This window comes from Mesorhizobium sp. ZC-5 (genome assembly GCF_025753855.1).
In the GTDB taxonomy this organism is placed as follows: domain Bacteria; phylum Pseudomonadota; class Alphaproteobacteria; order Rhizobiales; family Rhizobiaceae; genus Neomesorhizobium.
In genome coordinates this window covers 210,973-237,309 of the sequence record NZ_JAOWPT010000007.1, presented here as the reverse complement: position 1 = coordinate 237,309, position 26,337 = coordinate 210,973, and the positions used below count along the sequence as shown (strand labels likewise).

The 26,337-nt window shown below is 61.4% G+C and carries 23 protein-coding genes and 4 pseudogenes; 19 read left to right on the top strand and 8 right to left on the bottom strand.

The genetic code is table 11. The features are described 5' to 3' along the window. The first annotated feature begins 460 nt into the window (after positions 1–460). The 9 genes and pseudogenes from OHD58_RS30775 (at position 461) to OHD58_RS19855 (ending at position 8,343) form a co-directional block, all read left to right on the top strand. On the top strand, positions 461–769 hold the full coding sequence (locus OHD58_RS30775) for a carbamoyltransferase C-terminal domain-containing protein (protein WP_412177252.1): 309 nt from the start codon (positions 461–463) through the stop codon (positions 767–769). Further along, entirely contained in the window at positions 685–1,242 is a 558-nt protein-coding gene (locus OHD58_RS19885; protein ID WP_157999230.1) for a carbamoyltransferase C-terminal domain-containing protein, read from the top strand. The genes OHD58_RS30775 and OHD58_RS19885 overlap by 85 nt, the downstream gene beginning before the upstream one ends. A gap of 489 nt (positions 1,243–1,731) precedes the next feature. Beyond that, complete coding sequence (locus tag OHD58_RS19880; RefSeq protein WP_006205558.1) at positions 1,732–2,226, top strand: hemolysin-type calcium-binding protein; 495 nt, start codon at positions 1,732–1,734, stop codon at positions 2,224–2,226. A gap of 479 nt (positions 2,227–2,705) precedes the next feature. Continuing rightward, complete coding sequence (locus tag OHD58_RS30605) at positions 2,706–3,539, top strand: YopJ family acetyltransferase (RefSeq protein WP_006205559.1); 834 nt, start codon at positions 2,706–2,708, stop codon at positions 3,537–3,539. A gap of 104 nt (positions 3,540–3,643) precedes the next feature. Further along, positions 3,644–3,829 (top strand): annotated as a pseudogene (locus OHD58_RS30770) (transposase); the annotation flags it as partial. Then, positions 3,781–4,353, top strand: coding sequence for a transposase (locus OHD58_RS30765; protein ID WP_139032256.1), 573 nt, complete (start codon positions 3,781–3,783; stop codon positions 4,351–4,353). The pseudogene OHD58_RS30770 and the gene OHD58_RS30765, both read left to right, overlap by 49 nt. 105 nt (positions 4,354–4,458) lie before the next feature. Beyond that, positions 4,459–5,211, top strand: coding sequence for a carbonic anhydrase (locus tag OHD58_RS19865; RefSeq protein ID WP_006205561.1), 753 nt, complete (start codon positions 4,459–4,461; stop codon positions 5,209–5,211). Between the two features lie 64 nt (positions 5,212–5,275). After that, positions 5,276–7,036, top strand: coding sequence for a type I secretion system permease/ATPase (locus OHD58_RS19860; protein ID WP_006205562.1), 1,761 nt, complete (start codon positions 5,276–5,278; stop codon positions 7,034–7,036). Continuing rightward, a complete protein-coding gene (locus tag OHD58_RS19855; protein ID WP_263805101.1) occupies positions 7,033–8,343 on the top strand; it encodes an HlyD family type I secretion periplasmic adaptor subunit in 1,311 nt (436 codons plus the stop codon). Before OHD58_RS19860 ends, OHD58_RS19855 begins: the two co-directional genes overlap by 4 nt. Positions 8,344–8,789: 446 nt before the next feature. Here the strand turns inward: OHD58_RS19855 and OHD58_RS19850 are convergent, their stop codons facing one another. From OHD58_RS19850 to OHD58_RS19830, 5 genes and pseudogenes are all read right to left on the bottom strand, one after another. Continuing rightward, positions 8,790–9,608 (bottom strand): phosphotransferase enzyme family protein, encoded by an 819-nt coding sequence (locus tag OHD58_RS19850; RefSeq protein WP_167361638.1) that lies wholly within the window; start codon positions 9,606–9,608, stop codon positions 8,790–8,792. Between the two features lie 140 nt (positions 9,609–9,748). Beyond that, positions 9,749–11,311 carry an asparagine synthase-related protein gene (locus OHD58_RS19845; protein WP_050900815.1) on the bottom strand — a complete coding sequence of 521 codons (1,563 nt, stop codon included), beginning with the start codon at positions 11,309–11,311 and terminating at the stop codon, positions 9,749–9,751. Positions 11,312–11,375: 64 nt separating this feature from the next. Then, positions 11,376–11,540, bottom strand: a complete 165-nt coding sequence (locus OHD58_RS19840; protein ID WP_006204685.1) for a hypothetical protein — start codon at positions 11,538–11,540, stop codon at positions 11,376–11,378. A gap of 160 nt (positions 11,541–11,700) precedes the next feature. Continuing rightward, positions 11,701–12,422 (bottom strand): annotated as a pseudogene (locus tag OHD58_RS19835) (alpha/beta-hydrolase family protein). Continuing rightward, positions 12,359–12,502: pseudogene (locus OHD58_RS19830) on the bottom strand (hypothetical protein); the annotation flags it as partial. The pseudogenes OHD58_RS19835 and OHD58_RS19830, both read right to left, overlap by 64 nt. Before the next feature lie 544 nt (positions 12,503–13,046). On the opposite strand from OHD58_RS19830, the gene OHD58_RS19825 reads away from it, so the two are divergent. Both OHD58_RS19825 and OHD58_RS19820 read left to right on the top strand, forming a co-directional pair. Next, positions 13,047–13,853, top strand: a complete 807-nt coding sequence (locus OHD58_RS19825; RefSeq protein WP_006204689.1) for a cyclase family protein — start codon at positions 13,047–13,049, stop codon at positions 13,851–13,853. A 315-nt stretch (positions 13,854–14,168) separates the two neighbouring features. Next, positions 14,169–14,483, top strand: a complete 315-nt coding sequence (locus OHD58_RS19820; protein WP_006204690.1) for a hypothetical protein — start codon at positions 14,169–14,171, stop codon at positions 14,481–14,483. Positions 14,484–15,098: 615 nt separating this feature from the next. On the opposite strand, the gene OHD58_RS30595 is transcribed toward OHD58_RS19820, so the two are convergent. Then, positions 15,099–15,335, bottom strand: coding sequence for a DUF1403 family protein (locus OHD58_RS30595; RefSeq protein ID WP_318528273.1), 237 nt, complete (start codon positions 15,333–15,335; stop codon positions 15,099–15,101). Between the two features lie 663 nt (positions 15,336–15,998). Between OHD58_RS30595 and OHD58_RS19810 the strand changes: the two genes are divergently transcribed. Further along, positions 15,999–17,891, top strand: coding sequence for an amino acid adenylation domain-containing protein (locus tag OHD58_RS19810; protein ID WP_006204692.1), 1,893 nt, complete (start codon positions 15,999–16,001; stop codon positions 17,889–17,891). On the opposite strand, the gene OHD58_RS19805 is transcribed toward OHD58_RS19810, so the two are convergent. Then, positions 17,868–18,035: a hypothetical protein gene (locus OHD58_RS19805; protein ID WP_156788646.1), complete on the bottom strand. Its 168-nt coding sequence runs from the start codon at positions 18,033–18,035 to the stop codon at positions 17,868–17,870. The two genes, OHD58_RS19810 and OHD58_RS19805, sit on opposite strands and share 24 nt — an antisense overlap. Before the next feature lie 282 nt (positions 18,036–18,317). Between OHD58_RS19805 and OHD58_RS19800 the strand changes: the two genes are divergently transcribed. Continuing rightward, positions 18,318–18,560, top strand: a complete 243-nt coding sequence (locus tag OHD58_RS19800) for a hypothetical protein (RefSeq protein WP_006204694.1) — start codon at positions 18,318–18,320, stop codon at positions 18,558–18,560. Between the two features lie 281 nt (positions 18,561–18,841). Here OHD58_RS19800 and OHD58_RS19795 read toward each other — a convergent pair. Then, positions 18,842–19,265: pseudogene (locus OHD58_RS19795) on the bottom strand (IS6 family transposase); the annotation flags it as partial. Between the two features lie 712 nt (positions 19,266–19,977). On the opposite strand from OHD58_RS19795, the gene OHD58_RS19790 reads away from it, so the two are divergent. The 6 genes from OHD58_RS19790 to OHD58_RS19765 all read left to right on the top strand — a co-directional run bounded on the left by OHD58_RS19790 (position 19,978) and on the right by OHD58_RS19765 (position 26,204). Continuing rightward, positions 19,978–21,180: a cytochrome P450 gene (locus OHD58_RS19790; protein WP_006204696.1), complete on the top strand. Its 1,203-nt coding sequence runs from the start codon at positions 19,978–19,980 to the stop codon at positions 21,178–21,180. Positions 21,181–21,273: 93 nt separating this feature from the next. Then, the gene (locus tag OHD58_RS19785; protein WP_006204697.1) at positions 21,274–22,563 is read left to right on the top strand and encodes a cytochrome P450; all 1,290 of its coding nucleotides are present in this window, start codon (positions 21,274–21,276) and stop codon (positions 22,561–22,563) included. A 1-nt stretch (position 22,564) separates the two neighbouring features. Further along, positions 22,565–22,873 (top strand): ferredoxin, encoded by a 309-nt coding sequence (locus tag OHD58_RS19780; protein ID WP_006204698.1) that lies wholly within the window; start codon positions 22,565–22,567, stop codon positions 22,871–22,873. Next, on the top strand, positions 22,860–23,705 hold the full coding sequence (locus OHD58_RS19775) for an SDR family oxidoreductase (protein ID WP_006204699.1): 846 nt from the start codon (positions 22,860–22,862) through the stop codon (positions 23,703–23,705). Before OHD58_RS19780 ends, OHD58_RS19775 begins: the two co-directional genes overlap by 14 nt. Before the next feature lie 9 nt (positions 23,706–23,714). Continuing rightward, complete coding sequence (locus OHD58_RS19770) at positions 23,715–25,058, top strand: cytochrome P450 (RefSeq protein ID WP_006204700.1); 1,344 nt, start codon at positions 23,715–23,717, stop codon at positions 25,056–25,058. 147 nt (positions 25,059–25,205) lie between these two features. Continuing rightward, positions 25,206–26,204 (top strand): polyprenyl synthetase family protein, encoded by a 999-nt coding sequence (locus OHD58_RS19765; RefSeq protein WP_040583538.1) that lies wholly within the window; start codon positions 25,206–25,208, stop codon positions 26,202–26,204. The last annotated feature ends 133 nt before the right edge of the window (positions 26,205–26,337 follow it).

The window sequence follows — 26,337 nt, the reverse complement described above, 5'->3', positions numbered from 1 at the left end:
TTCTATGAAATCGATGGGTCCTGCAGGTCGTGCCTTTGGGAAAAGTGATGGCGAATCCTGGTGACAAATATGCTTTGCTTTATGCGCTCGTCGATCCGAATTTCACCTTGCCCAAAGAGCCAACGCGCTTCGAAGACGCAGGCAAGGTAATGGCGCTTGCGCCTGTGGGCAGACCGGATCGCCCGACAGCGACGAGCAGAAGCTGATCGATTTCCTGCTTCCAAGCGATGTGCCCCCGCTGCGCAAGGAGGATTTTCGGGATTCGCCCTACTACAACATTGGCGTAACCCATCAGAAGCTTACCAACCTCGCTAGGCGGGTTTCGGACGCCATCTTCCATCCGTTCCACACTTTCGCAAAACAGGAAGCTGGCAAAGGGCTTCCCGCTGCTGATTTCCGGCGGGTGTGGATTAAACTGCGAGTGGAATCGGCGTTGGCTCCGAAACGTATCTTTTTTCCGATGTTTTCATTCCGCTATGTACAAACGATACAGGCTCGGCGATTGGGACCGCGGTCGACGCGATGCGGCATTTCACCGGCAATGCGAAGATCAAATAGACCGTCTCTTCAGGCCAGCCTTTCACACTTGATGAAATTGACCGGGCTCGAGGTCCATCCACTCGACTACGGCCAGGTAGCCTCGGCGTTGCTCAGCGACAAGGTGATCGGCTGGGTGCAGGTGAATTGCGAAATCAGGCCACGGGCGCTCGGCAACCGGTCAATACTCGCGGCGCCTTTCGACTCGCAAAGGCAACCCATGAGCGTTTAAACCGCATCCAGAACCGGGAGGGTTTCCGCCCGATCGCGCCGGTGTGCCTGGAAGGGGACGTTGGGCTCCATTTCGACTTGGCACGCCCCTCGCCCTATATGCTTCTTTTCCACAGGGTTCTCGATAGCCGATTGAGAGCCGTCACGCACGTTGACGGCACAGCGCGGGTCCAGACCGTTTCGCAGGAGCAAAAACACCTGTTTCAGTTGCTAAATTCGTTCAAGGCGAAAAGCGGAGCCGGTGGACTTTGCAACACATCGCTGAACTTCAACGGTGGTGGCTTCATCAATCATGCATGCAAGCGACTTGCTGGCCTATGCCCGGGCATCAGGCCTCGACAGATCGCGATCAACGATGCCTTTTATCTTCTTAAGGAGGCCGCCCCCACGTCGTCGAGTGGACGGAGAAAGACCGTGAAGCGGGGGAAAAACATCCCTCCGAGCTGTCGCGGAAAATGGGTGATTGCGGTTTGAGAAGAGCGGGGTATCGAGGCGGGTGGTTGAAGCTTGCCAGAGCCTCACATGGCGAGGGTTAGGTTAAGTGAATGCATTAGGGCGGTACCGGCCTAATCGTATGACGCGGCCCGTTTCCGAGCTCGGTCAACCTCCATCCGGTCGCCGCTCTTGGCGGCTTCCGGAACCCGTGACGTCCCCGCCGGGACGGTGGTTGCGGCGACTTCGGTCAAACGGCTGACAGCAGTTCATCTGCATCTCGTGGAAACGTTGAGGCCCCCGCCGCGAGCATTATCATGAGGCACTCGACCTCGGAAAGGACCATGACCCCGCGATGGCAGTGCGAGATCGGATTGACAGCTCCGCACTGAAAGGGCCGTTTGACATACAATTCAAACGACGTGACAGCGCCGGGGGTGCAAGTCAGGTGACGGACAGCTTTGACGTGTACGTTGCGGCGGCAAGCGCGCGATGACCGCTCGCCTAGCAGACACAGCTAAGGAGAAAGACATGGCAATAATCCGCGGCACAGAAACTGACGATCATTTGATTGGGACGCCCGAGAGGGACTACATCCGCGGCCTGGGTGGAAACGACTGGATTTCCGGTGCCGCGGGCGCCGATAGTCTGGAAGGCAATCAGGGAGACGACACGCTTTTTGGTAACGCAGGCGACGATGTTCTGTTCGGTGATGAGGGCAACGATGCTCTGTACGGCAATGATGGCAGCGACACCTTCATCTTCAACAGCGGGGGCGGCAAGGATTCCGTGGGCGACTTCACGGTAGGGCAGGACAAACTGTACGTCGCGGAAGGGATCAACGACGTTGGTATTCACACGATTCAAGATCTTGCCAATCGCGTCCAGGAGGATGGCCCGGCCTCCGCGGTCGTTGACCTCGGAAAGGGTAATTCGATTACGCTCACCAATGTAAGTGCTAGCGACGTTCAGCATCACCCGGAAAAATATTTCTCCATCATACATACCGCCGATCTATACATCTGACTTTCTCGGCCAACCTTTCGGCCGAGAAACACGGCCGGGCACGGCGATCGCTATGGCACATCCTTTTTGCCTGCGGGGAGTCGCCGTCGCCCATGGCCAGTGCGATCACGGCTTCAAGGCAGTCCTTGCGGATGAACTCGTGGCGCCCGGTCGGGTGATCCTTTCGACAGAAGAGTAGATGAGTAGATATGGGCGGCTGCATTTCACGACTAAGCATACGGCGCGAGACCTCTCGGGATGATGGACGAGCCCAGGAAGCCGAGTTTGCTGCTCACGTAGATTCCGTGCGATCGAGTCCGCCTCGATCCAGTATTGAACAGGAGCACTCGTCCAGACCATCTCACGACGCCGATGACGGAACCGCATCTTGCCGTATTCGTCCGGCCCGCGTTAACGAGAAGCTCCAGCTGCTTGGGCAAACACTTGAGCGTGCCAGCCAAGCGGGAATTTCGTCCAGTCTAGTGGAATACGGTCGGCAAGTGGCTCGCTATCTGTCTGCCAACCTCCAGCCCGACGAGGAATTGTTGTCCCTTGATGTCGACAATATCGATTGCCTAGCGGATAACTATAATAGGCGCTACCCGGACCTTAATCTTAGGTATATGGGCTCGCCCGCCGAGTTTCTCGGCGCATTGGCGGACCGATCATCGGATGGTGCATGGCGCGCTGTCGTGCGGTTGGCAGACGGCGAAATGCACCACTTTGCTGCTGATGTTCGAACCCGCGCCGCAGCAGGACCGACGGTTATCGTGATGGAGCCGGCCGACCTCTATACCTTCGTCACCCCATACTCCAGATTGCGACGGGAAACGCTACAGCAGCTGGGAACGGAGCAGAAGTGGGCCTTTATCGGGGTTGGCGCGCAGAAATCTTCCAGCGATTGCCTGATGTTCGGCATGCAATTTGCGCTAGCGTCATACCAAAAATCGTCAACCTTCGATAACTGGCATGAAAATCTTCATCGGCATGGAACGATTGCCAACGAGGGGGATGTTTCCAGCGACTACTTTCCCTCACCCGACGCCATGTTGCAATATGCCGAGATAAACCTGTTTCACGGAGAAAAGTTGCTCCCGGCGCTGTTTTATAAGCACTCCCACTCCAGCAGAGTGATCGATGAGGTTGCAAGCAACCAACCTGGTATCAGAGACGAAGATGTGAGCACCAGCAGGCGCGACCCCAAAACGGAGTCGTTGGCCGGACGGCTCGAAGCCTTTGCTGTCCAGCGGGGCTCACGAGAATACAGCACATCTATCGAGACGTCGAGGGCGACCAAGATCCGCACGGCATTGGACAGGATGTTATCCGACTAGGTTCCGTGGACAAAGGTTGCTGACGAATCCGGGTTTTGCTTCAAGGCGCCGATGTGGAGGTAGCCTTGGGCGAACGGATCGGAGTGTCGGTCGAAGAGTAATCGCTGGTTGGGCCGCTTCTATCGTCTGGGCGGGGACGCAGGTGCCGACCGGTCCAAGACAGCCGGCTCTATTTCGAGGGTATGATGTGGATGGCGCGGACGGGATCGCAATGGCGACACCTGCCGGATGAATATGGCAAATGGAACAGCGTGTTTCGCCGCTGCCGACGATGGGTCGAGACCGGGCTTTTCGATGCCATGCTCGAAACGCTGGCCGAGATGGTCGAGCGAGACGTCAGCGCCGATATGATCGACAGCACCATCGTCCGGGCACATCATTGTGCAGTTGGCATAAAAAGGGGACTCAAGAAACCGAGACGCTTGGCCGATCGCGTGGCGGCTTCACCACAAAACTTCATGCCCGATGCGATGCCAAAGGCCGCCCGCTTGGCTTCGTTCTGACGCCCGGGCAGACGCACGATACGCAAGGAGTTGCCCCCTTGTTCCGGATGATCGCCGGCTTGCCGCCCAACCGCCTGATCGCTTCATGTTTCCACCCAAGCACAGCTCCGGGCTCACTCTCATCGAGGGCTTCGTCTCAAAGTTCGCCCGATCCGCCCTTCGTCACATCTGGGTGGCATCGAAGCACCGGCTCTAGCAGCGCATCATGGCAGGCATTGAGGACGTCAATCGCCATCCTGTCATTCACACTTGGTCCTACAAAGTCGCCGAAGCCGCTTGATATGATTCAATTCTTCGAAACGCTGAACTAGGCTTTCCCGCTTGCTCCAAGACCCTCAAGGCATGGAGCAACCTCGCAATCTCCTGGGATAGCCCCAATTGGAAAACATCAGTTTGCATCAAGGAGCGAAACAAATATGCATCGTCGGGATCTGATCAAAGGGTTCCTTGCGCTGAGCGCATGCCCGATCTACGCCCAGGCCGCACGCCCGGCGAGCACCCATTGGGGATATGCGGGCTCGGTCGGACCGGAGCACTGGGCCGATCTGGATAAGGAGAATTTTGTCTGCTCGGCGGGCACGCACCAGTCACCGATCGATATCGCCGGCGCGGTCAAGGCGGATATTCCGCGCATCGTCATCGGTTGGCACAAGGGCAGCGGCGGAATGGTGAACAACGGCCATACCATTCAAATCAATATGCCGGAAGGCAGCACGTTGGCCTGCAGGGATCGCGTCTACGAACTGGTACAGTTCCATTTCCATGCGCCGAGCGAGCATCACGTGGCGGGCAAGAGCTTCCCGATGGAAGCGCATTTCGTACATAAAGACACACAGAGCGATACTCTGGGTGTGCTCAGCGTCTTTCTGACGCCAGGCGCGAATAATGCCAATTTTGCCCGCCTTGCTGCGGCCTTTCCGGTGCGGCCAGGCAAGGAGATAGCAGTCGACGAGGTCGATCCCAACGGGCTTCTGCCGGTTTCGCTCAGCTACTGGATCTATGAGGGATCATTGACGACACCGCCCTGCACCGAGAGCGTCGAGTGGATGGTGGCCATGGAACCGGTCGAGGTGGACGCGGCGGACATCAAGCGCTTTACGACGCTCTACCCGTTGAATGCGCGGCCGATCCGTTCACCCAATCGGCGATTCATCCTGGGCCACAACTAAAGCGGCCCATAGCGGTGCGGCTACGCCACGCAGGGTGTGGTGTGAATTCTGAAAGGACTGCGACGTGACTTCACCTGCGCGTTCCCTCCCAGGCGATCCGCCGCGATTTACCCTCGCAACGGTTTTAGCGTCGTTCCAGCTGGCCTTCGCCGGCATTGGCTTGATGAGCGGTGTCGTCAATATCCTGGCGCTGACCGGCTCGTTTTTCATGTTACAGGTCTACGACCGCGTGATCCCGGGGCGCAGTATGCCGACGCTGGTCGGGCTGGCGTTGTTGGCCGGCATGCTGTACGCGTTCCAAGGTGCTCTTGAGCTAATCCGGTCGCGCCTGCTGGTGCGCATCGGCTTGGCGCTCGACGCCCGGCTTAGCAATCAAGTCTACTTGGCCCTGATGCGTTTGCCGCTTCGGACCAAACTTGATGGCGACGGCCTTCAATCCCTGCGCGACCTCGACCAGGTGAGATCGTTTCTGTCGAGTGCCGGACCGACCGCTTTTTTCGACCTTCCCTGGATGCCGCTCTATATCGGACTCTGTTTTCTGTTTCATTTCTGGATTGGGGTGACGGCGCTCGGCGGTGCAGTTGCCCTTTTCGCGCTGACCATGCTGGCGGAGATGTGGACAAGGGAGCCGACAAAAACGGCCAGCACCTATGCGGCAGTACGTAATGCTCTCGCTGAAGCCTCGCGGAAAAATGTCGAGGTACTCCAGGCGATGGGCTTCAGATCGCGCATTGCCCAGCGCTGGTCTGTCGCCAATACCGCATATCTGAACGCACAGTCCAAGGCGAGTGACGTGGCCGGAACGCTGGGCACGATTTCAAAGATTCTGCGTATGGTGCTGCAATCCGGCATGCTGGCCATCGGCGCCAGGCTCGTCATCCAACAGGAGGCGACCGGCGGCATCATGATCGCCAGTTCGATCATGATGAGTAGAGCGCTTGCGCCGATCGAACTGGCGATCGCGCATTGGAAGGGCTTTGTGTCGGCGCGTCAGAGCTGGAGCCGCCTGGCGAGACTTCTGGGGTTGCTTCCGGAGATGCAGACTACTGTAGTCCTGCCCGCACCCGCAGCTTCCCTGTCTGTCGTGGGTGTGAGCGTCTCCCCGCCCGGCGAGCGCCGTGTGGTCGTGCAGGATGCGAGCCTTGCTTTGATCAAAGGCGCTGGCCTTGGGATCATCGGGCCAAGCGCTTCCGGCAAATCCTCTCTTGCGCGAGCCATCGCCGGCATTTGGATGCCAGTTCGTGGCACCGTCAGGCTCGATGGCGCAACGCTCGATCAGTGGGGGCCGGAAGATCTCGGGAACCACGTTGGCTATTTGCCGCAGGACGTCCAACTCTTCGATGGGACGATTGCCGAGAACATTGCCCGTTTCGATCCGCAAGCAAGCTCTGAAAAGATACTGGCAGCGGCAAGGGCGGCCGGCGTCCACGATCTAGTCGTTCATCTGCCTGAGGGATACGACACCCGCATCGGCGAAGCGGGGTCCGCGCTGTCAGCCGGGCAACGGCAACGCGTCGCATTGGCTCGCGCGCTCTACGGTGACCCGTTCCTCGTTGTTCTCGACGAGCCGAACTCAAATCTCGATGCCGAAGGCGAGTCCGCATTGACTGAGGCGATCCAAGGCATTCGCAACCGAGGTGGCATCGCCATCGTGGTGGCGCATCGGCCGAGCGCCCTGGTCAGCCTTGATCAGATTCTGGTGATGGCGAATGGCCGCGTTCAGGCTTTTGGTCCGAAAAACGACGTACTGAACAAGGTTACCCGTCCGGTCCAAACGCGGGGGCCGCTGAAGGTCGTTTCGGTACCCGAAGAGGCTGGGGCATGATCGCGGACCGGAATGCCACGGCCGGACATGCCATCCGGCGCTATCTGCTCGCGGGTGTCGCGACCTGCATTCTGCTCGTGGGCGGAGTTGGAAGCCTTGCCGCCGTCACAGAAATTTCTGGCGCCGTCATCGCAACGGGAACGCTTGTAGTTGATTCAAACGTAAAAAAGGTGCAGCACCCCACCGGCGGTGTCGTCGGCGAAATCCGCGTCCGGGAAGGCGATGCCGTAAAATCGGGCGACGTATTGGTCCGCCTCGACGCAACGCTTGCCCGCACCAATCTCGCAATCGTCGCAAAGGGCCTTGATGAGTTCGAGGCACGCCTTGCCCGGCTCGAAGCAGAACGGGACGGGCGCGAGACTATCACCTTTCCACAACAGCTCGCATCAAGGGAAAACGATCCGGCCATCGCCCGCATCATGGCCGCAGAGCGATTGCTGTTCGAATTCCGACGGCGGGCGCGGATCGGCCAGAAGGCACAGCTTACGGAGCGCATCGCCCAGCTTGCCGAAGAGATTTCTGGCCTGACCGAGCAAAAGGGCGCAGATCAGCAGGAAATCGAACTGATCGGCACGGAACTCGAAGGCATTCGTAAGCTCTGGGAGAAGAAATACGTCTCGATCCAGCGGATGACCGCGCTTCAGCGCGATGCCATCAAGCTGGAAGGTGAGCATGGCCAACTGACCGCTTCGATTGCACAGGCGAAGGGACGCTGTGCGGAAATCGAGCTTCAGATCGTCCAGATCGACCAAGACCTCCACAGCCAAGTAGCGGCTGAACTCCGCGAGGTCCAAGGACGGATTTCCGAGTTTGTCGAGCGCAAGGTCGCAGCCGAAGACGAACTAAAACGCGTGGATATCCGAAGCCCGCAGGACGGTATTGTGCATCAGCTTGCCGTCCACACGGTCGGCGGCGTCCTCTCCGCAGGAGACCCAATCATGCTCATCGTGCCTGTCGCTGACAAGCTCACCGTTGAGGCACGCATCGCACCCCAGGACATCGATCAGGTTACGTCGGGCCAGAAGGCAGTCCTACGGCTTTCCGCCTTTAATCAGCAAACTACACCGCAGCTCACCGGCGTGCTTACCAGAATATCCGCCGATCTGACCATCGACGAGCGATCGGGTCTGGGTTTCTACACGGCGCGTGTCATGCTGCCACAGGAGGAACTCGCCAAGCTGAATGGCTTGACGCTGGCTCCAGGCATGCCCTCGGAGGTCTTCTTTCCAACCGCTGATCGCACCATGCTGTCGTATCTGGTTAAGCCTCTTTCCGATCAAGTACGGAGGGCTTTCCGCGAGGAGTAGATAGTGGAAAAGCAGGTCCCGACCTAAGAGGCGCTTCAGGCTTAAGCGCGAACAGCGGTTTTTTCACCGTCAGCTTAAGACGCTGGAGGGTGTTGTCACGGTAAGTTCCCTCTGCGTGAGAAGCCTTGAGGCGTCTTAGTTTTCAGGCGACGCAGGCCGCAATTTTCCAGGAATCGAAAGCCTCGAGGCGATGGTAGCGAACTGTATGTGCAGCACGGCGGCGGGACGGAACTGAAAAGCAGTTGCCGGTAGCTGAGTGCTGGAGGCGAAACGTTGCAACGCTCCCGGCGATCGGTGGTCTTGCATGTTTCGTTCCCGTTTTCGAAACGACAGATGGCTAGCGGGCATCCACGACCGCCTGCAGCCACTCCAGGGAAGCCGACCCCTGGTACCGGATCAGTGCTTCCACCACGGCACGTCCGACAGCCTAGCGTCGAAGATGGTTATCACGCGCCCGCCAAGAAGCGTAAGGAACCGCTGGCAGCCCGCTCGACCATACCGGCGGCGCTGTCCAAGGCATCAGCCCAGGTTTCGGCATCTAACTGGCAGTAGTCCTGTAAGAAACGCAGTGACCGCAGGTGCTGGACTACCACAAGCCACCGCAGGGAATTGCCCAGCTCGGCGTCGCCTTCCGCCTGGCCATAGCCAGCGAGGAACGCTCGCCACAACTCGGCGGCGCTGTCGCCCGCAGCCAGTTCCAGCCACCAGCCGATGGTGGCCAGATCGAGCTGCTGTGGACCAAGGCCGCAATCGTCGAAATCGAACATCACAATCTGATCGCCAGCCCTGTGCAGGTTGGCCATCCGGAAATCGCCGTGGCAGAACCCTGCAGGCCCACCCGCCCGGCTCACCCCTTGACCCCGCAAATCGGCCACCGCAGCCACCAGCCTGGCGCGCTCAGCGGCGAAGCCGTCCTCAATCTGGGCGATAGTCCGATCAACCTCCGCCTCGGACACCAGCTCGCGTTGGAGCGCGCGCGCGGCCAGCTGCGTCTGACCATGCAGGTCGGCCAGCGCCGCGCCCGCGGCCCGCAGATCGTCGGGTCGCTCGCGCATTGGCCGGCCCGCCGCCACCTGAAACACGGCCATTGGCCGGGTGCCGAACCCTGGTACCTGCAACTGCGTTAGCAAGCGCCCCTTCTGATTAGCCACCGCCCTCGCCACGTCCAATCGGTCAGTGGCCACTACCGCATCGAGCACCGCAAGCTCGGCCGCTATCTCGGCTTCCAGCCGACCTTCGGGCCGGTACAGGCGAACATAGGCCACTGGCGCTCCCTCCGGCCCTACAGCAAGCGTCCAATTGACGCCACGGACAACCGTGCGGACCTCGGCCGAAAGGCGGTAATCCGCCTCCAAAGAGGCGGCAACGACCGGTTCCACTGTTGCCCTATCGTCCGTCGCCACCGTCACGTCGCCTGCCGCACAAATCGTTCCAGCCACAGGAAGAAAGCCAGCGGCGCGCAGGGCGCTTCCGCGCGGGTTGCCGTGACCTCCGCCAACAGGTCCAGTACCGCCCGTTGATCGACCAGGCCGAAATCCGCGAGCGCGCAGTCTTTCAGCTGCGACGCAATACGGTCAGCCTCTTGGGCGATCAATTCCGGAAGAACACGAGCGAAAGTCTCCTTTGCGTAGTTGCAGGGGAATATGCCAGCATTTAGGCTCAAATTCAGGTAGTTGCGCATTGTCGTTCGCTGGAACCGGGCCGCCAGTGGGAGCGTGTGGCAGTATTCCATCAGCCGCGGATCACTCAGCGGATTGATTGGCCACAACCCACGCCGCAGCAGGTACGGAGCTCTGCACACATGCGCCAGTAGCGTCGGCATGGAAACCAGGCTCGTGGGCGCATCGAACAACCGCATCGAGCGTGCTGCCGTTAGGGCGCGTGGTGTAAGAATGCTTTCGGCGTAGGAACCGACTTCGGCGATCATCGTCTCGCTCGCCACGCGGGTGTGGGCCATTTCGCCGGCGAACAGCGGGAACAGTTCATCGCCCCCTATCCCCGTCAGCACGTACTGCGCGCCTTCGCTTCGCGCATCGGCCCAAATCGCCTCGAAGGCTTCCAGGTAGAACTCGCTCAACGGGTGCTCCTTCGGCCGAGCGTCTGGCCGCAGATCGAGGCAGGGCAGGAAATCGGACATGTTCACGGTGCTATCCCGCAGCTCAAGCAGCGCGATGATCGCGTTGCGCCTTTCGACCTGGGCATGCCGGTGCTGGCCATCCAGTAGGATGCCTTTGCTGGACTGCCTGCCCATCGTGTGACGCGCTGCGGCTGCGACTGCCGCCGAGTCCATTCCGCCACTCAGCTCAATTGCAGCCCGGCCTGCTTTGATCGGCCTCATGGCCATGACCTCATGCAACAGCTGGCGGAATCCGTGGTCAGGATCGAATGCGCTCTGCGCTTCCGTGGGCCCGACCACTTCCACGGCTTCCGGATAGCAGTACCTTGCCATTCTGGGAGCAACGTAGATCGAAGCGCGTTCCGTCAGCATGGTGACGCCGGCGCAGATTTGCCGCGCCGAGTAGAAGGTGCCGAGCGTCAGGTAATGCGCTGCGATTTCGGCATCGAGCGCGAATGGCACACCCAGGAAGTCGGCAAAATCCCATGACAATAGTACCGCATCGTCCTGGGCTCGAAAGTAGATCGGCGCAGACCCCAGAACGCCGGCGCGAATGCGCATCCGGCATTCTTCTTTCACCACTTCGACCATCACATAGTCCAGCGGCCAGGCCACACATTCCTGGTAGAGCTCGACATAGGCGTCGAAACCGACGGCCTGGGCTGGCGCCGGTGTGGTCACTCCGGTTGCTCGCTCACGTACAACGGCGAACCATCGGCCGTCGGTCGTGACCAGCACCATTTCCAACGCTGGATGCTCAAAAGCCTCGATCCAGCTCCCGCCGAATTCCACTCGGCCCGCGCGTAGCAACACGCTGCCTCTCAGATCCTGTAGCCTGATTTCCGCCTTCAACACGGTCGTTACTGTCGTTCTCCCAAAATAGTACCGTCCGGAAGGGGCGGCCTTGAAGCGGCGCTTAGAGGTAGTACATTAGGGTCGCGCTGTCGCCTGGCAGGCGGACCTTCGGTAGCAGCGCCTGGACGGCGATGGACTTCTTCATCGGAAGATCGAGGTTCTGTTCGTTCATGGCGACTTTCCATCTGGTAAGCCGCCGGGATGGCGGTAGGTTCTGTTTGTTCATGGCAAATCTCCATCTGGAAAGCCGCCGGGATGGCGGCATGTGTACATACCTCGGCGGCAGGGCGGGCCGTGCGAAACTTTTGTTACGTTTCCACGACGGCGGAAGATGGTTTTGTTGCAACGGCTGAATAGGAGCGCAGAGAGGCCCGATGCGCGGTCAATCAGGCGGCGGGGATTTCGAACTGCTCGGCCAGGGATGGACCGGATTGAAGCCGCGCGGCGCCTTCAATCCAGTCCGGCGTACGGTAAGCATCGCGATAGTCGGAGAGGACGATCGGAGCGCTGGCATAGTTGAAGATAGACGGCCCCATGGATCCCCATGGGGTATTCTGAGCCACCACGGGTCCGTCCAGCTTCATGAACCGGACAAGGTTGCTGTTGCGAAGAACGGGCAGCCATTGAGGCGTTCCCTGATTTCGCGCGTCGCTGATCGAACGCCAGCCCGGCTTTCAAATGGCGGTCCGCTCCACAGCGCACCGCTGATTGGGCCGTCCAGGATCTCGAACAGGCCCGTCGATCTTTCCGAATTCATCGCGCCAAGGCTAAGCCCGTGCAGATAGAGTTCAGGACGCGAACCTTTGGGCAAGCTCGTCCAGTAGCCACAGATCTCCGTGTAGAGGGCGCGCGCCGTTTCGGCGCCGTACTCCGGTTGCACTAGAAGCGACAGCGGGCTGCTCAGGTAGGAATACTGGACCGCAACGCTGGCGACGTCACCGTGGCAAAGGTATTCTAAGGCTTCCATTGAGGCGGGGTCGATCCAGCCCGTACGAGTCGGCATTATGATAATGAGCGAAGCGCAATTGAAGCCGCCAACGCGTTTCAGCTCATCCAGGGCAAGCTTCGCACGGGCTTGAGGATCGGCGGTGGCGCCCAGGGCCAACATACAAGCGAACCGGTTCCTGCGAGGAACTCGCGGCCGGCTCGGCCGAGTTGATCCCATTTCACCAACGGGGCCGTACTACCGGTCTTGTCGCTATCGACGGGCTGAGGCCGGTCAAGCTCGAGTAGTGCATCGAGTTTGCTTCACGACGAATCCAGAATGCGGAACACGGCACGGAGCAGATCGTCGCTTGCAAGCGACCCGACCACGAGGGCTGCAATGCCGAAGCCGACCACATTTGCCACGCGCCGGGTTACGAAACGCCTTGAGGGCCGGACTTCTGGAATTTCGAGATATCGCCAGAGCCAACGCCCCGCGACACCCAACCCAAAGCCCAAGGCGAAGCAACCGCCGGCACCCGTTGCGTCAGATATGTCCGAGGGATCAAAGTGGGCATCAGGGAAGCGGCAACAAGGTGCCAAGCACCAATCCCCGGCCGGCTAGTGACTGAACAGTCTTGGTGATCATCTGGACCAACGGTCTGCGGAATGTCTATACCGATCAATAACCCGTACCAGTCCCCGAAGCCAATCCGGTGACGTGGTGAAACTGACCGCTGACGGTCTCGGCACCCTGCCCAACCAGGTTCTTCGCCGGACATTCGAATGATTATTGAGGAGGAACTCCATGACCCGCCGTATCATCGATCTCTCCATCGCTCTCGACAATGAAACGCCAGCGGACCCGCTGCCGATCCGCCCCGCGATCACTTATATCGGGCATCGCGAAAGCGCTGAAGGCATGGTGAAGTTCTTTCCCGGACTCGGCGTGGATCAGCTGCCCGGTGGCTATGGCTGGGCGGTGGAAGAGTGCAAGGTCAACACGCACAACGGCACCCACCTCGATGCGCCATGGCACTATCACCCCACCATGAACGGTGGAGAACGGGCAATGACCATCGACGAAGTACCACTGGACTGGTGTATGCAGCCGGGTGTGAAGCTGGACTTCCGTCATCTGCCAGACGGTTATGTGGTGACCGCCGCCGACGTTGAGGCCGAGCTTGCCCGCATAGACCACACGTTGAGCCCGCTGGAAATTGTGCTGGTCAACACTTCGGCCGCAGCCGCTTATGGCAGCCCGGCCTATCTGGGCAAGGGATGCGGCATGGGCCGCGAGGCCACGCTTTTCCTGACCTCACGCGGCGTGCGCGTGACCGGCACGGACGCATGGAGCTGGGATGCCCCCTTTCCCTTCACCGCCAAACGTTACGCTGAAACCGGCGACGCCAGCATCATCTGGGAAGGACACAAGGCGGGAACCGAGATCGGTTATTGCCACCTCGAAAAACTGACCAACCTCGACCAGCTTCCGGCCAAGGGCTTTACGATTACCTGCTTTCCAGTAAAGATCAAAGGTGCCTCTGCCGGATGGACGCGCGCGGTGGCCCTTCTCAAAGAGGGTCCGGCCATGGCGCCGCAGGGCACTCCGTAAGAAAATTCGACCATGTGACGTTTGACCATGGCGCGCGGCCCGAGTCCGGAAGCGTATCGTTGTCCACGATTTGAAGGTTGCACCGTATATACGTGCCCTTTAAGGATCGGGGTAGAGCCCTGTTCAGACTGGCGCTTCAAATCGAATCGATGGCCGTCTCGGTCGGAATACGCAGCAGGTCATCGCCCGAAAAGGATTGAACCAAAGCATAGGGAGACCGAGCTGATTCTCACTCAAACCCACACTAATGATTTCGCGTCATCTGATACTCTAGGGGGACGTATTTCGTTCGCTCGCGAGCTTACCAAACTTACAATGGCGCAGGCTGCAACTCGACTTGGTGTCGAGACGGCATGCTGGAAGGCCTGGGAATGCGACCGCGCCGCGCCGCAATCCAATCGCCTTGCCACAATGGCGGGCATCCTGGGCGTGAGCCCCTCATGGCTGTTATCGGGAATGGGCGCCGGTCCATTAGAGCTGGAGTCGAATGACGATGCCGCCCTGCTGCGAGAGCTGCAAATCGCCTCTGCTGACGCAGTGACCCAGCAAAGACGTGTGCAAGAAATCGTTGCGTTACTCGGGTCGGTGCGGGCGAAGGGAAAAGGTGCGGGCGGCGTAATCTTTGTCTGATTTGCAGCTGCCGCGACAGTTGGTCTGATGCCGAACCATACCATGACGAGCAGCCATCTTTTCCGGTTGACGGAGCTGCCATTGATGCGTTGGAACGTTATGATCAGCTTGACGACGACGTCTGCACTCAATTGATCGAGATTGGCTCCGCGAGCCCAGATCATGCCTTGAGGGTGCAAGCCTTTGGAGTCGCAGCGGCAAGGGTAGCGCCGTAGCCCGACGAGCACTTTGGACATTCTCTGAGGCAGTTCCGCGTAGCTGGCGAAATGTTGACGCCATTGATGCCTTGGCGAGAGTTCCCTTTGTTGAGCCGGACATCGTTTCGTCCGTCACCCTAGACGATCTCGTGCGGCAACCGGCGCCTATCGCAGCGTCGAAAACGAGCGCGTCGTCGTTCAGCAATCGACCGTTGACGGTGTCCGCCCCCTTGGCCCTGAGTTTTGGGGCGACGGCGAGCAACCGGTCCCGCGCGGCGTTCGAGCCCCGCCGAGAGATCGATGGCGCGCAGCGCCCCGCGCGCCTGGGCAGAAAGCAGAGCTTTCGCACGCTCGGTTTCTGTCTCAATGCCCGTCACCGGAGAGCTCGTTGCCGATCGACGCGGGCGAGCGCTCATGCCTAGAACGCCTCGGTGCCCAGGAGCGGGACGGCATACTGCCAGCCCAGTTTTTGGGCGAGTAGCGCGTCGGCAAGCCAGGGTCCCATGGCGCGTGGCAGGCCGTGGCCCTCGACGACCGCGTAGGCGCCGGTCAGCATCCCGACCGCGCCTTCGGTCGTGGCGAGCCGCCGCAGCGCGTCCGCCAGATCGCTGACCGCCGCTTCGTCGCGGGCGAAAGAACCGAATTCCTCCAACACTGCGGCGAGATTTTTCTTCGTCAGAAGCTCCTCTGCGGGCCGCGCCGCCACCACGGCCGGCGCGTCACGCCGGCCCTTTTTTCGTCGCGGCGGACAACCGTATCCAGCATGGCGATGGCCGCGCCGGTGGCAAGGGCAGCATCCTAAACGGTTTGCGTCGCCTCGACCGCCTTGCGCAGCCGGCTCGGCACGGCGACAGCCGGGTGGCGGGCTGCGTGACGTGACGGCGCCGGGGCGATTTCGGGCGCAGAATCATCGTTGGCATGATGGTTCATTGCGGAGGTTAGTACACCACAAATGGCAGCAATCCGCCGCACCTGTCGCGGCACAATCGGCGCAGGGGAACACGAAGAAAAGAACCGGCGGACGGTGCTGCTCGTACATCGCGAAGGAATTCCTTTGTCGGAGAACGTCGGGTAGCCGACAACTGCTGTCGGGTTTTGAAGATTGTTACACGATCAGCCTTCGATGATGTCGTGTTGTACTCCATTGTATACTCCGTGGATAATGTGCTCCGGCTCTCTCCGCGCAATTGGCACGATTGTTGAAGCTCCCAAGTCGCAACGCTAGACGAAAATGGGATTGGCGGCGTTCCGGCGAAGTGTCCAAGTGATTTCTGAGCACCGCAGGGCGGTTGACCGAAAACTGCAGTGGAGACCTACGATGCAAACGCTCACATCGATCCTGTCAGGTCCGCGCCGGCCGTTACGTTTTGGCGGCGACAAGCTAGCCGATGCTATCGCCAAGACTCTGGAAGAATTTCCGTCGAACACCGCTGTGCACACGAACGAGAATGGCGACATAAGCTATAAGGAGTTGGGCATATCCGCGGCCAGTCTTATGGGTCGATTCGAGACCGTCGGCGTCCGTCCCGGTGACGCGGTGATTGTCAGACTTCCTCGATCAGTTGATCTTGTCACCGTCATTCTTGCAACCCAAATGCTGGGCGTTGCCTTCGTGCCCGTTGATCCATCGAATTCAGACGAACGGTTGGACCATATAATCCGCAACACCGACGCCAAAGCGATCGCTAGTTCGGATCCAAGCGGTTCGATGCGCGTTGAGCGTCTTCCGACACGCGGTGGCATCAACTCAGCGTTCTCGAACATAGCATATATCATGCACACTTCGGGAAGCACGGGGATCCCGAAAGGGGTACCTGTCTCCCAGGCAGCCCTCCTGAATTTGCTCGATTGGTATATCGAAATGATCGACTTTTCGGAGGGCAGCAGCATTTCGCAACTTACGCCACCAGCATTCGACGTCTCAATCCCCGAGTTCTTTGTACCGTTTGTGACAGGCGGGACAATTGTCTTGCCTAGTACGCAACTGCGAGCGCAGATCATTCAAACAATAGAATTCCTAACTCATAGCCGCACGAACGTCATTCAGATGGTACCAACACTGCTACGACGCTTCGTCGGAACCCTTGAACGTCTCCCCTCTTTGGCGGAGCGGTTCACCGATCTCAGATATGTGGTATGTAATGGTGAAGCCTTGCCGGACTCGGTTAGACGGCGTTTTTACTCGATTCTTCCTGACGCTACGCTTGTAAACACCTATGGGCCAACGGAGTGCTGTGTCGCGGTTAGCTATCACTACTGCCGTCGTGATGATACAGAGCTTCCGATGTTCATCGGAAAACCAACATGTAACGTTGATTTCTATGTTCTTGACGAAAGCAACTCCAACGTTGGTTTTGAAGTTGAGGGCGAACTCTTGGTGGGTGGTGTGCAAACGTCCCAACGTTATGTGGCGGACGAAGCACAGTCGAAACTTCGCTTTATGCCATTTATGACCGCTAACGGTGAACAAGTGCTGTACCGCACTGGTGATTATGTCGTGGCATCAGAGGAAAATGGATTGAGGTTTATCGGTAGAAAGGATGATCAGATCACCTATCGAGGAATCCGGCTGGAAAAAGGGGAGATTGCCAGTGCGATTGATCGGACCGGCCTTTGCTCAGATTCAGCGGTGGTCGTGGTAGATAGAAACGATGACACGGGGCAGGATCTGGTCTGCATGGTGACACCTGTCAGCGCCAATGTGGATGAAGTTCGCCAGCGGCTGTCGGATACCCTGCCGAATGATCGTGTTCCGAGGCTCGTTGTGCCTCTTGCCGAGCTTCCGTTAACTGCCAATGGAAAACTGGACCAGCGCGCGCTTGACAGAACAGCAAAGGAGGCGCTGAGGGCAGCCTTGGGTTGTGCGGTACCCCAGAAAGAACATGCAACGAGGTCACCATTAGACCATTTGCTGGAGGCGGTACACGCCGTCACGCGAAAATGGGTATTACCCAGCTCGATAGTGCGGGAGTGCAATATTGATTCACTGGATTTTCTCGAAGTACAGATCAAGTTGGCTGAAACTGGCCTTATGTTCTCCGACGACGTGTATCGCGAGCAAGACCTGTCGCTTGAGGAGTGGGCAAGGCGAATTCAACCGGTCGATCACCGTGTCAAGCGAAGTGAGGATTTGACCCCTCCTATTGCCTCAGCGAGGAATGTTACCGAGCGCCGTGGGGCCAGCGATTCATCGAACCGCGATCGAGGATGATGTCCAGCCATTTTCCATGCGCCAGGCCTTCACAAGCCGCTGCACCATTCTCAGGTACTTTCCTTGAAGCGCGAAGGGTCGATCTTTGTCAGGGGCATTGGCCGCCTCGATCGTACTGATGTCGCGCAGGTGCAGTTCCTTCACAAGCCGGTCCTGGAGGTTTGGTTGGCCTGTGGGGTGCCCGAGTTCATGGCGGACTTCAACACACGCTTCGGCAGGGAGTCCCGCAATCCGAAGATGACCGCCATTGTTGTAGCCAGCCTCTAACGTGCCCGAGCAATCGTGCCAATCCAATGTCAGGCGAATCTTGGTTAGCGGTGCGCATTGCCTCAAGGAAAATGTTACCGCGCGGGTTCGTTGCCTCACCTAAAATGTTACCCGTGAAGGCGCGGGTCGCCATGATGCCTTCACCAGGAGGGAGGCATCATGAAGACGAAGTTGACACATGCCATGTGTATGGAACGCGCCAATGCAGTCAGGGATCGCTATGCGGCCGAAATGACTCGGGACAAGCGCAGGATCTTGGAGGAGTTCATCGCCGCGACGCGGTATCACGAAAAGTCCGGAATCTGTGCCCTGAGCACCTACCCGGAGCCGAGGCATCGCCAGACCCGTCAACGCCCGTCGCTCTATGATGAAGCTGCTCGGGGCGCCTTGATTGCGCTATGAGAAGCTTCCGATCGAGGTTGCGGCAAGCGGCTCAAGGCACTGCTGCTCATTCGGTACCGTCGGCTTAACTCGGTTGAAGCGTGCGGAGGCTCGAGGGCCGTTTTCACCCCGCCGTCGGCATAATCCGACTCCATGTTTCCATGGAGGCCGTTCGAAGTTTGCGTTACTGGGCTGAGGTGAGAAGGTTGCGCGGATAGTGGAAGAGATTTGCTATCGGTTCAACCTTTGTGGGAGCGATGTTCCACGTCGGGCATGAGTTCGTTCTTTGCCGCGCCATATCAACGAAGCTTGTCTGTAGTGGCGCGATGCCATGTTGCTTGAGCAGCTTGTGCAGCAGCCTCAGCGCACCTTACGGTCTCTTCGGCTTTGCACAAGAGCGTCGAGAACATGGCCGTTTGCATCGAACGCTCGCCACAGCCAGTGTTTCCTGCCCTTGATGGAAACGACCATCTCATCAAGGTGCCATTTGTCGGCCAAGGCGCCTTGGACATCCGATGGATCTGGCGGGTATATGCGGCTCCGAACTTGCCTGCCCATTCGCCCACGGTCTGGAAGGAGACCGTGATGCCGCGAACGGCGAGCATTCGACATGGCGAGGGCTGAGCGGAAAGCGGAAGTAGAGCCACACCGCATGGCTGATGATTTCAGCCCGAAAACGATGGCCTTGTAAAGATGACTGGCGGGGTCGGCAGGACGTTCCGTCATGGCGCGACCTACGACGCCAACCTTCGCGCCGAGTTAAGGCGACGGTACCGGCCTCCCCTATTGGGGCACACGGTCAGGTGGCCTGCCATCATGCCAGGACAGGACAACCGATAAAGAAGGTGTCGCCAGTCTGACGTCAGACGACGGTACTTATCCGACACTGTTCTGTCGCCTTTGTTGGGTCCGCGACACCGGCCTATTTCGCCGAGCTCTTGTGGCCTCAGCTAATCCGCTGAAAAGCAATCACAATGTTTTTCTTCTGCTGGGTCGGCCAGATTGGCACGAGTTTTGCGGCTCCTTCGTTGCGAGCCGGGAGCCGCCGACCGACCTTCATTCGTGGATGACACCCCGATCGATGGAACGAAGAAAGAAAAGCAAAATGTCAAATCCGCATCAGATAGATGGGACGGGGGCCTCGGCGAAACCGCCCCCGACAAAAGGCTCACCGCCCTTGTCGACCCTTGCGCAGGAAATCGTGATGGCCGGCTGCGAAGGCCCACCACACTCGCCTTATCCTGAACTCGAAGGCGTAGATAAGTTCGGCATCTCGCCGCGCGGTATGCCTAGGCAGTTACACGTTGGCCGATCTTGATAATCAAGTCGGGCTACGCCGCGGAGGACGTCGTCTACATGCCGTCTTACGTCATTCGCTGCCCGCAGCGCCTGCCGGTCACCTTCCGCCCTTCCATCGCTTAGAGAGTGAAGTGCCACCATGTCCGAACAACCCTTGCCGACGCTGCCCATGTGGCGCGTCGATCACATCGAGCCCTCGCCCGAGATGTTGGCGCTAAGCGCCAACGGTCCAATCCACCGCGTGCGCTTCCCGTCCGGGCACGAAGGCTGGTGGGTGACAGGCTACGACGAGGCCAAGGCGGTGCTGTCCAACGCGGCGTTCCGGCCCGCGGGAATGCCGCCGGCGGCATTCACCCCGGATTCGGTGATTCTCGGTTCGCCGGGGTGGCTGGTCTCGCACGAGGGGGGCGAGCATGCCCGGTTACGCACGATCGTGGCGCCGGCCTTCAGCAACGGCAGGGTGAAGCAGCTCGCGCAGCAGGTCGAGGCGATCGCCGCGCAGTTGTTTGAGACGCTGGCGGCCCAGCCCCAGCCCGCCGACCTGCGGTGCCACCTCTCCTTTCCGCTTCCGGCCATGGTCATCAGCGCGCTGATGGGCGTGCTCTACGAGGATCACGCCTTTTTCGCCGGGCTGTCCGACGAGGTGATGACGCACCAGCATGAAAGCGGCCCGCGCAGCGCGTCGCGCCTGGCCTGGGAAGAACTGCGCGCCTACATTCGCGGCAAGATGCGGGACAAGCGCCAGGACCCGGGCGACAACCTGCTGACGGATCTGCTCGCGGCGGTCGACGAAGGCAAGGCGACCGAGGAAGAGGCGATCGGCCTGGCGGCGGGCATGCTGGTGGCGGGGCACGAAAGCACCGTCGCGCAGATCGAATTCGGCCTGCTGGCCATGTTCCGCCATCCGCAACAGCGCGAACGCCTGGTCGGCGATCCATCCCTGTTGGACAAGGCGGTGGAGGAAATCCTGCGCATGTATCCGCCGGGCGCGGGCTGGGACGGCATCATGCGCTATCCGAGGACCGACGTGACCATCGCGGGCGTGCATATTCCCGCGGAGAGCAAGGTGCTAGTCGGCCTGCCGGCGACGTCGTTCGATCCGCGCCATTTCGAGAACCCGGAAATCTTCGACATCGGACGCGATGAAAAGCCGCACCTGGCGTTCTCCTACGGGCCGCACTACTGCATCGGCATGGCGCTGGCCAGGCTGGAACTCAAGGTGGTGTTCGGTTCGATCTTCCAGCGCTTTCCCGAGCTGCGCCTGGCCGTGGCGCCGGAAGAACTGAAGTTGCGCAAGGAGATCATCACTGGCGGGTTCGAAGAGTTCCCGGTGCTCTGGTGATGCGCGGACGCCGCCGAGAATCGCGATCTTCTCCACAATTTGCCGGCGCGCCTAGCGCACGCCGGTCAGATCAGCCAGCCAACAGGTAACCAGATGGACGTGCAAGAAGCCACGGCAGCATGCCGGGACGCCTTCGCCGAACTGGCATCGCCAGCGTGCATCCACGACCCGTATCCGTTCATGCGGTGGTTGCGCGAGCACGATCCGGTGCATCGTGCGGCGTCGGGCCTCTTTCTGTTGAGCCGCCACGCCGACATCTACTGGGCGCTCAAGGCCACGGGCGATGCGTTTCGGGGACCGGCGCCGGGCGAACTGGCGCGCTATTTCCCGCGTGCGGCCACCAGCCTGTCACTCAATCTGCTGGCGTCCACCCTAGCGATGAAGGAACCACCGACGCATACGCGTCTGCGCCGGCTGATCTCGCGCGATTTCACCATGTGCCAGATCGACAACCTGCGGCCGAGCATCGCGCTCATCGTCGCAGCGCGCCTGGACGGCATCGCGCCCGCGCTTGAGCGCGGGGAGGCGGTGGACCTGCATCGGGAATTCGCGCTGGCCTTGCCCATGCTGGTTTTCGCCGAACTGTTCGGCATGCCCCAGGACGACATGTTCGGGCTCGCCGCCGGCATCGGCGCCATTCTGGAAGGCCTGAGCCCGCACGCCAGCGATCCACAGCTCGCCGCGGCGGACGCGGCCAGCGCCAGGGTGCAGGCCTACTTCGGCGACCTCATACAGCGCAAGCGCACCGATCCCCGCCACGACATCGTGTCGATGCTGGTCGGCGCACACGACGACGATGCCGACACGCTGTCGGATGCGGAGTTGATCAGCATGCTGTGGGGCATGCTGCTGGGCGGCTTCGCCACCACTGCTGCGAGCATCGACCATGCGGTCCTGGCGATGCTGGCGTATCCCGAACAGCGGCACTGGCTGCAGGGAGACGCCGTGGGGGTGAAGGCATTCGTCGAAGAAGTCCTGCGCTGCGACGCGCCCGCCATGTTCAGCTCCATTCCGCGTATCGCCCAGCGCGACATCGAACTGGACGGCGTGGTGATCCCGAAGAACGCGGACGTGCGCGTGCTGCTCGCGGCCGGCAATCGCGACCCGGACGCCTTCGCCGATCCCGACCGCTTCGATCCCGCGCGGTTCTACGGCACCAGTCCTGGCATGTCGACCGACGGGAAGATCATGCTGAGCTTCGGCCACGGCATCCACTTCTGCCTCGGTGCGCAACTGGCCCGGGTGCAGTTGGCCGAGAGCCTGCCGCGGATCCAGGCGCGCTTCCCCACGCTGGCATTGGCCGAGCAGCCGACCCGGGAGCCCTCCGCGTTCCTTAGGACCTTCCGCGCGCTGCCGGTGCGGCTGCATGCGCAGGGGGGCTGAGATGCGCGTCGTGGTCGACCAGGATCTGTGCGGAACCACCGGGCAGTGCGTGCTGACGCTGCCGGGCACCTTTCGCCAGCGCGAACCGGACGGCGTGGCCGAAGTGTGCGTGGCGACGGTCCCGCAGGCGCTGCACGCCGCCGTGCGGCTGGCGGCCAGCCAGTGCCCGGTCGCCGCCATTCGGGTCATCGAAAGCAACGCTGGCGATGACGAGCGCGCCAGCGCCGACCCTGCGCCTTCTCCGGCGGAGGCCGAGCGGCATGCCGCGAAAGACCAACGCAATCCAGGAGGACACGATGGGACGGTTTGAAGGCAAGGTGGCCGTGGTAACCGGCGCCGGCGCCGGCATCGGCAAGGCATGCGCCCTCGCCATCGCGCGCGAGGGCGGCAGAGTGGTGGTGGCCGACATTGATGGCTCGGGGGCCATCGCCTGCACCGCGCAGATCAAGGCCGAAGCGGGCCACGCGCTGGCCCTGGCCATGGACATCGCCGATGCGCAGGCGGTGGCCGCGCTGTTCGAGACGGCGGAGCGGCACTTCGGTGGGGTCGACCTGCTGGTGAACAACGCGAGCGCCATGCATCTGACCCCGCGCGACTGCGCGATCCTCGACTTGGACCTGGCGGTCTGGGATCAGACCATAGCGACCAATCTGCGCGGCACGCTGCTCTGCTGCCGGCAGGCCATTCCACGGATGATCGCCCGCGGCGGTGGCGCGATCGTCAACATGTCGTCGTGCCAGGGGCTCAGCGGTGACACCGCGCAGACGTCCTACGCCGCGTCGAAGGCGGCGACGAACATGCTGTCGGCCTCGCTCGCCACCCAGTACGGTCATGCGCAGATCCGCTGCAACGCGGTTGCGCCGGGTCTCATCATGACCGAGCGTCTCCTCGCCAAGCTGGACGAGTGCATGCAGCGGCATCTGCGCCGGCACCAGCTCCTGCCGCGCGTCGGCCGCCCCGAGGACGTGGCCTCGCTGGTGGCGTTCCTGCTCTCCGACGATGCCGCGTTCATCACCGGCCAGGTCGTGTGCATCGACGGCGGCATGCTGGCGCATGTGCCGACGTACGCCGACGGTGGCAACAGCCGCGCCGCGCGGCCTGCCGGCGACACCGCCGAAGCGGCCGCGGCGCCGCGCTGCTGATGGAGCTGGATGGACATGCTGCTTAACCCGCTGAACCGTCGCCACCGGCTGCGGTACGACATCCCGGTCGTGCCCGGCGCTTTCCCCCTGGTCGGGCATCTTCCCGCCATCGTCGGCGACCTGCCGCGCCTGCTGCGGCGCGCGGAACGGACGCTGGGCAGCCACTTCTGGCTGGATTTCGGCCCTGCCGGACAGCTGATGACCTGCGTGGATCCGGCTGCGTTCGCACTGCTCCGGCACAAGGATGTGTCCTCGGCGCTGATCGAAGAGATCGCGCCCGAATTGCTCGGCGGAACGTTGGTCGCCCAGGACGGCGGCGCGCACCGGCAGGCGCGCGATGCGATCAAGGCGGCGTTCCTGCCCAAGGGGCTGACCCAGGCCGGCATCGGCGACCTGTTCGCGCCCGTCATCCGGGCGCGGGTGCAGGCGTGGCGCGACCGCGGCGACGTAACCATCCTGCGCGAAACCGGCGACCTGATGCTCAAGCTCATCTTCAGCCTCATGGGAATCCCCGCGCAGGACCTGCCGGGATGGCATCGGAAGTACCGGCAACTGCTGCAGTTGATCGTCGCGCCCCCGATCGACCTGCCCGGGCTGCCCTTGCGGCGCGGCCGCGCCGCCCGCGACTGGATCGACGCGCAGTTGCGCCAGTTCGTCCGCGACGCGCGCGCGCATGCCGCGCGCACCGGGTTGATCAACGACATGGTGAGCGCCTTCGATCGCAGCGACGATGCGCTCTCCGATGACGTCCTGGTCGCCAATATCCGCTTGCTGCTGCTTGGCGGTCACGAGACCACCGCCTCGACGATGGCCTGGATGGTGATCGAGCTGGCGCGGCAGCCTGTGCTGTGGGACGCCCTGGTCGAAGAGGCGCAACGCGTGGGCGCCGTGCCGACCCGGCACGCGGACCTGGCGCAGTGTCCGGTCGCCGAGGCGCTGTTCCGAGAGACGCTGCGCCTCCATCCGGCGGTCACGCTCCTGCCGCGTCGCGCGCTGCAGGAATTGCAACTCGGCCAACGGCGCATTCCCGCGGGCACACATCTGTGCATCCCGCTGCTGCATTTCTCGACCTCGGCGCTGCTGCATGAGGCGCCTGATCAGTTCCGCCTGGCGCGGTGGCTGCAACGCACGGAGCCGATCCGGCCGGTGGACATGCTGCAGTTCGGTACCGGCCCACACGTCTGCATCGGCTACCACTTGGTATGGTTGGAACTGGTGCAGTTCTGCATCGCCTTGGCGCTGACCATGCACAAGGCCGGGGTGCGGCCGCGGTTGCTGAGCGGCGTCGAAAAAGGCCGGCGCTATTACCCGACCGCACAGCCGTCCATGACAATCCGCATCGGATTCTCATGAGCTGGCATCGCATGCCCCGTGTGGCGATGCAGCGGCGCCGGTGAGGCGTGCGGCATTGCTGCACTCGGCGCGCTCGGTGTGACGCCGGCAACACCGCGGTGGCTCGGCGCTCGCCGGGGCCGTGTCAGGTACAAGGACATGAACAACATGCAGACCGGTTCCACACTATACGACGACCGAACTGGCGTTTCCGCGCTCGGCGGATTGGGCGCGCCGGCGCGCGGCGCATCCGGCAGGCCGCTCCCGGAGATCTGGATGCAGGACGGCGCAAAGCGGATCGAACAGGCACTGGCGCGTCTTCTCTGCGCCGAAGACGACGGTGAGACCGAGCTGATGGCGGCGATGCGCTACGCCACCTTGCATGGCGGGAAGCGCACCCGCGCCTTGCTCTGTCTGGCCGCCGGCGCACTGGCCGACACGCCGGCGCACATGCTCGACGACGTCGGCGCCGCCATCGAGATGATGCACGCCTGTACCCTGGTCCACGACGACCTGCCCGCGATGGACGACGACGTGCTTCGCCGCGGCCTTCCGACCGTGCACGTCAAGTTCGGCGAAGCCACTGCGATCCTGGTCGGCGATGCGCTGCAGGCGCACGCCTTCCTGACCCTGACGAGCCTGGATGCGCCGGGCGACAACCGTATCGCGCTCGTGCGCGAACTGGCGCAGGCGGTGTCCGCCGAGGGTGCCGCAGGCGGGCAGGCCATCGATCTGTCGCTGGGCGGAAAGCACGTCGGGCTGGACAGGATCGTGGCGATGCACCGGATGAAGACCGGAGCGCTAGTGCGCGCGTCCGTTCGGATGGGCGCGCTATGCGCCATCGCGGAGGATGCCGCGCACGCTGCGCTGTACTGTGCGCTTGATCGCTACACCGCCTGTTTCGGCCTGGCGTTGCAGGTGGTCGACGACATTCTCGACGCGACAGCGGATACCGCGACGCTGGGCAAGACCCCCGGCAAGGACGCAGCGGCGCAGAAGCCGACCTGCGCGTCGATCATGGGGCTGCAGGCAGCGCGCCAGTTCGCGCTGGATTTGTTGCGCGACGCCGGAGAGGCCATCGCCCCGCTGGGGCCGCGTGCGGAACGGTTGGCGCAGATGCTGCAGCGGGCCAACGCGTATCTGTTCAAGCACGCGCCATGCGCATGAGGGCGCCGGTCCGCATGGAGTCGCCCCCGTGCCGCTGCGATCGGCCGGTGGCAGCGGTGCATGCTGCACTGTGTCCCAGTCCGCGGCGCCGATCGCAGCGGTTGCCCAGCACGGCCGCGGCGCACGCGGCGCG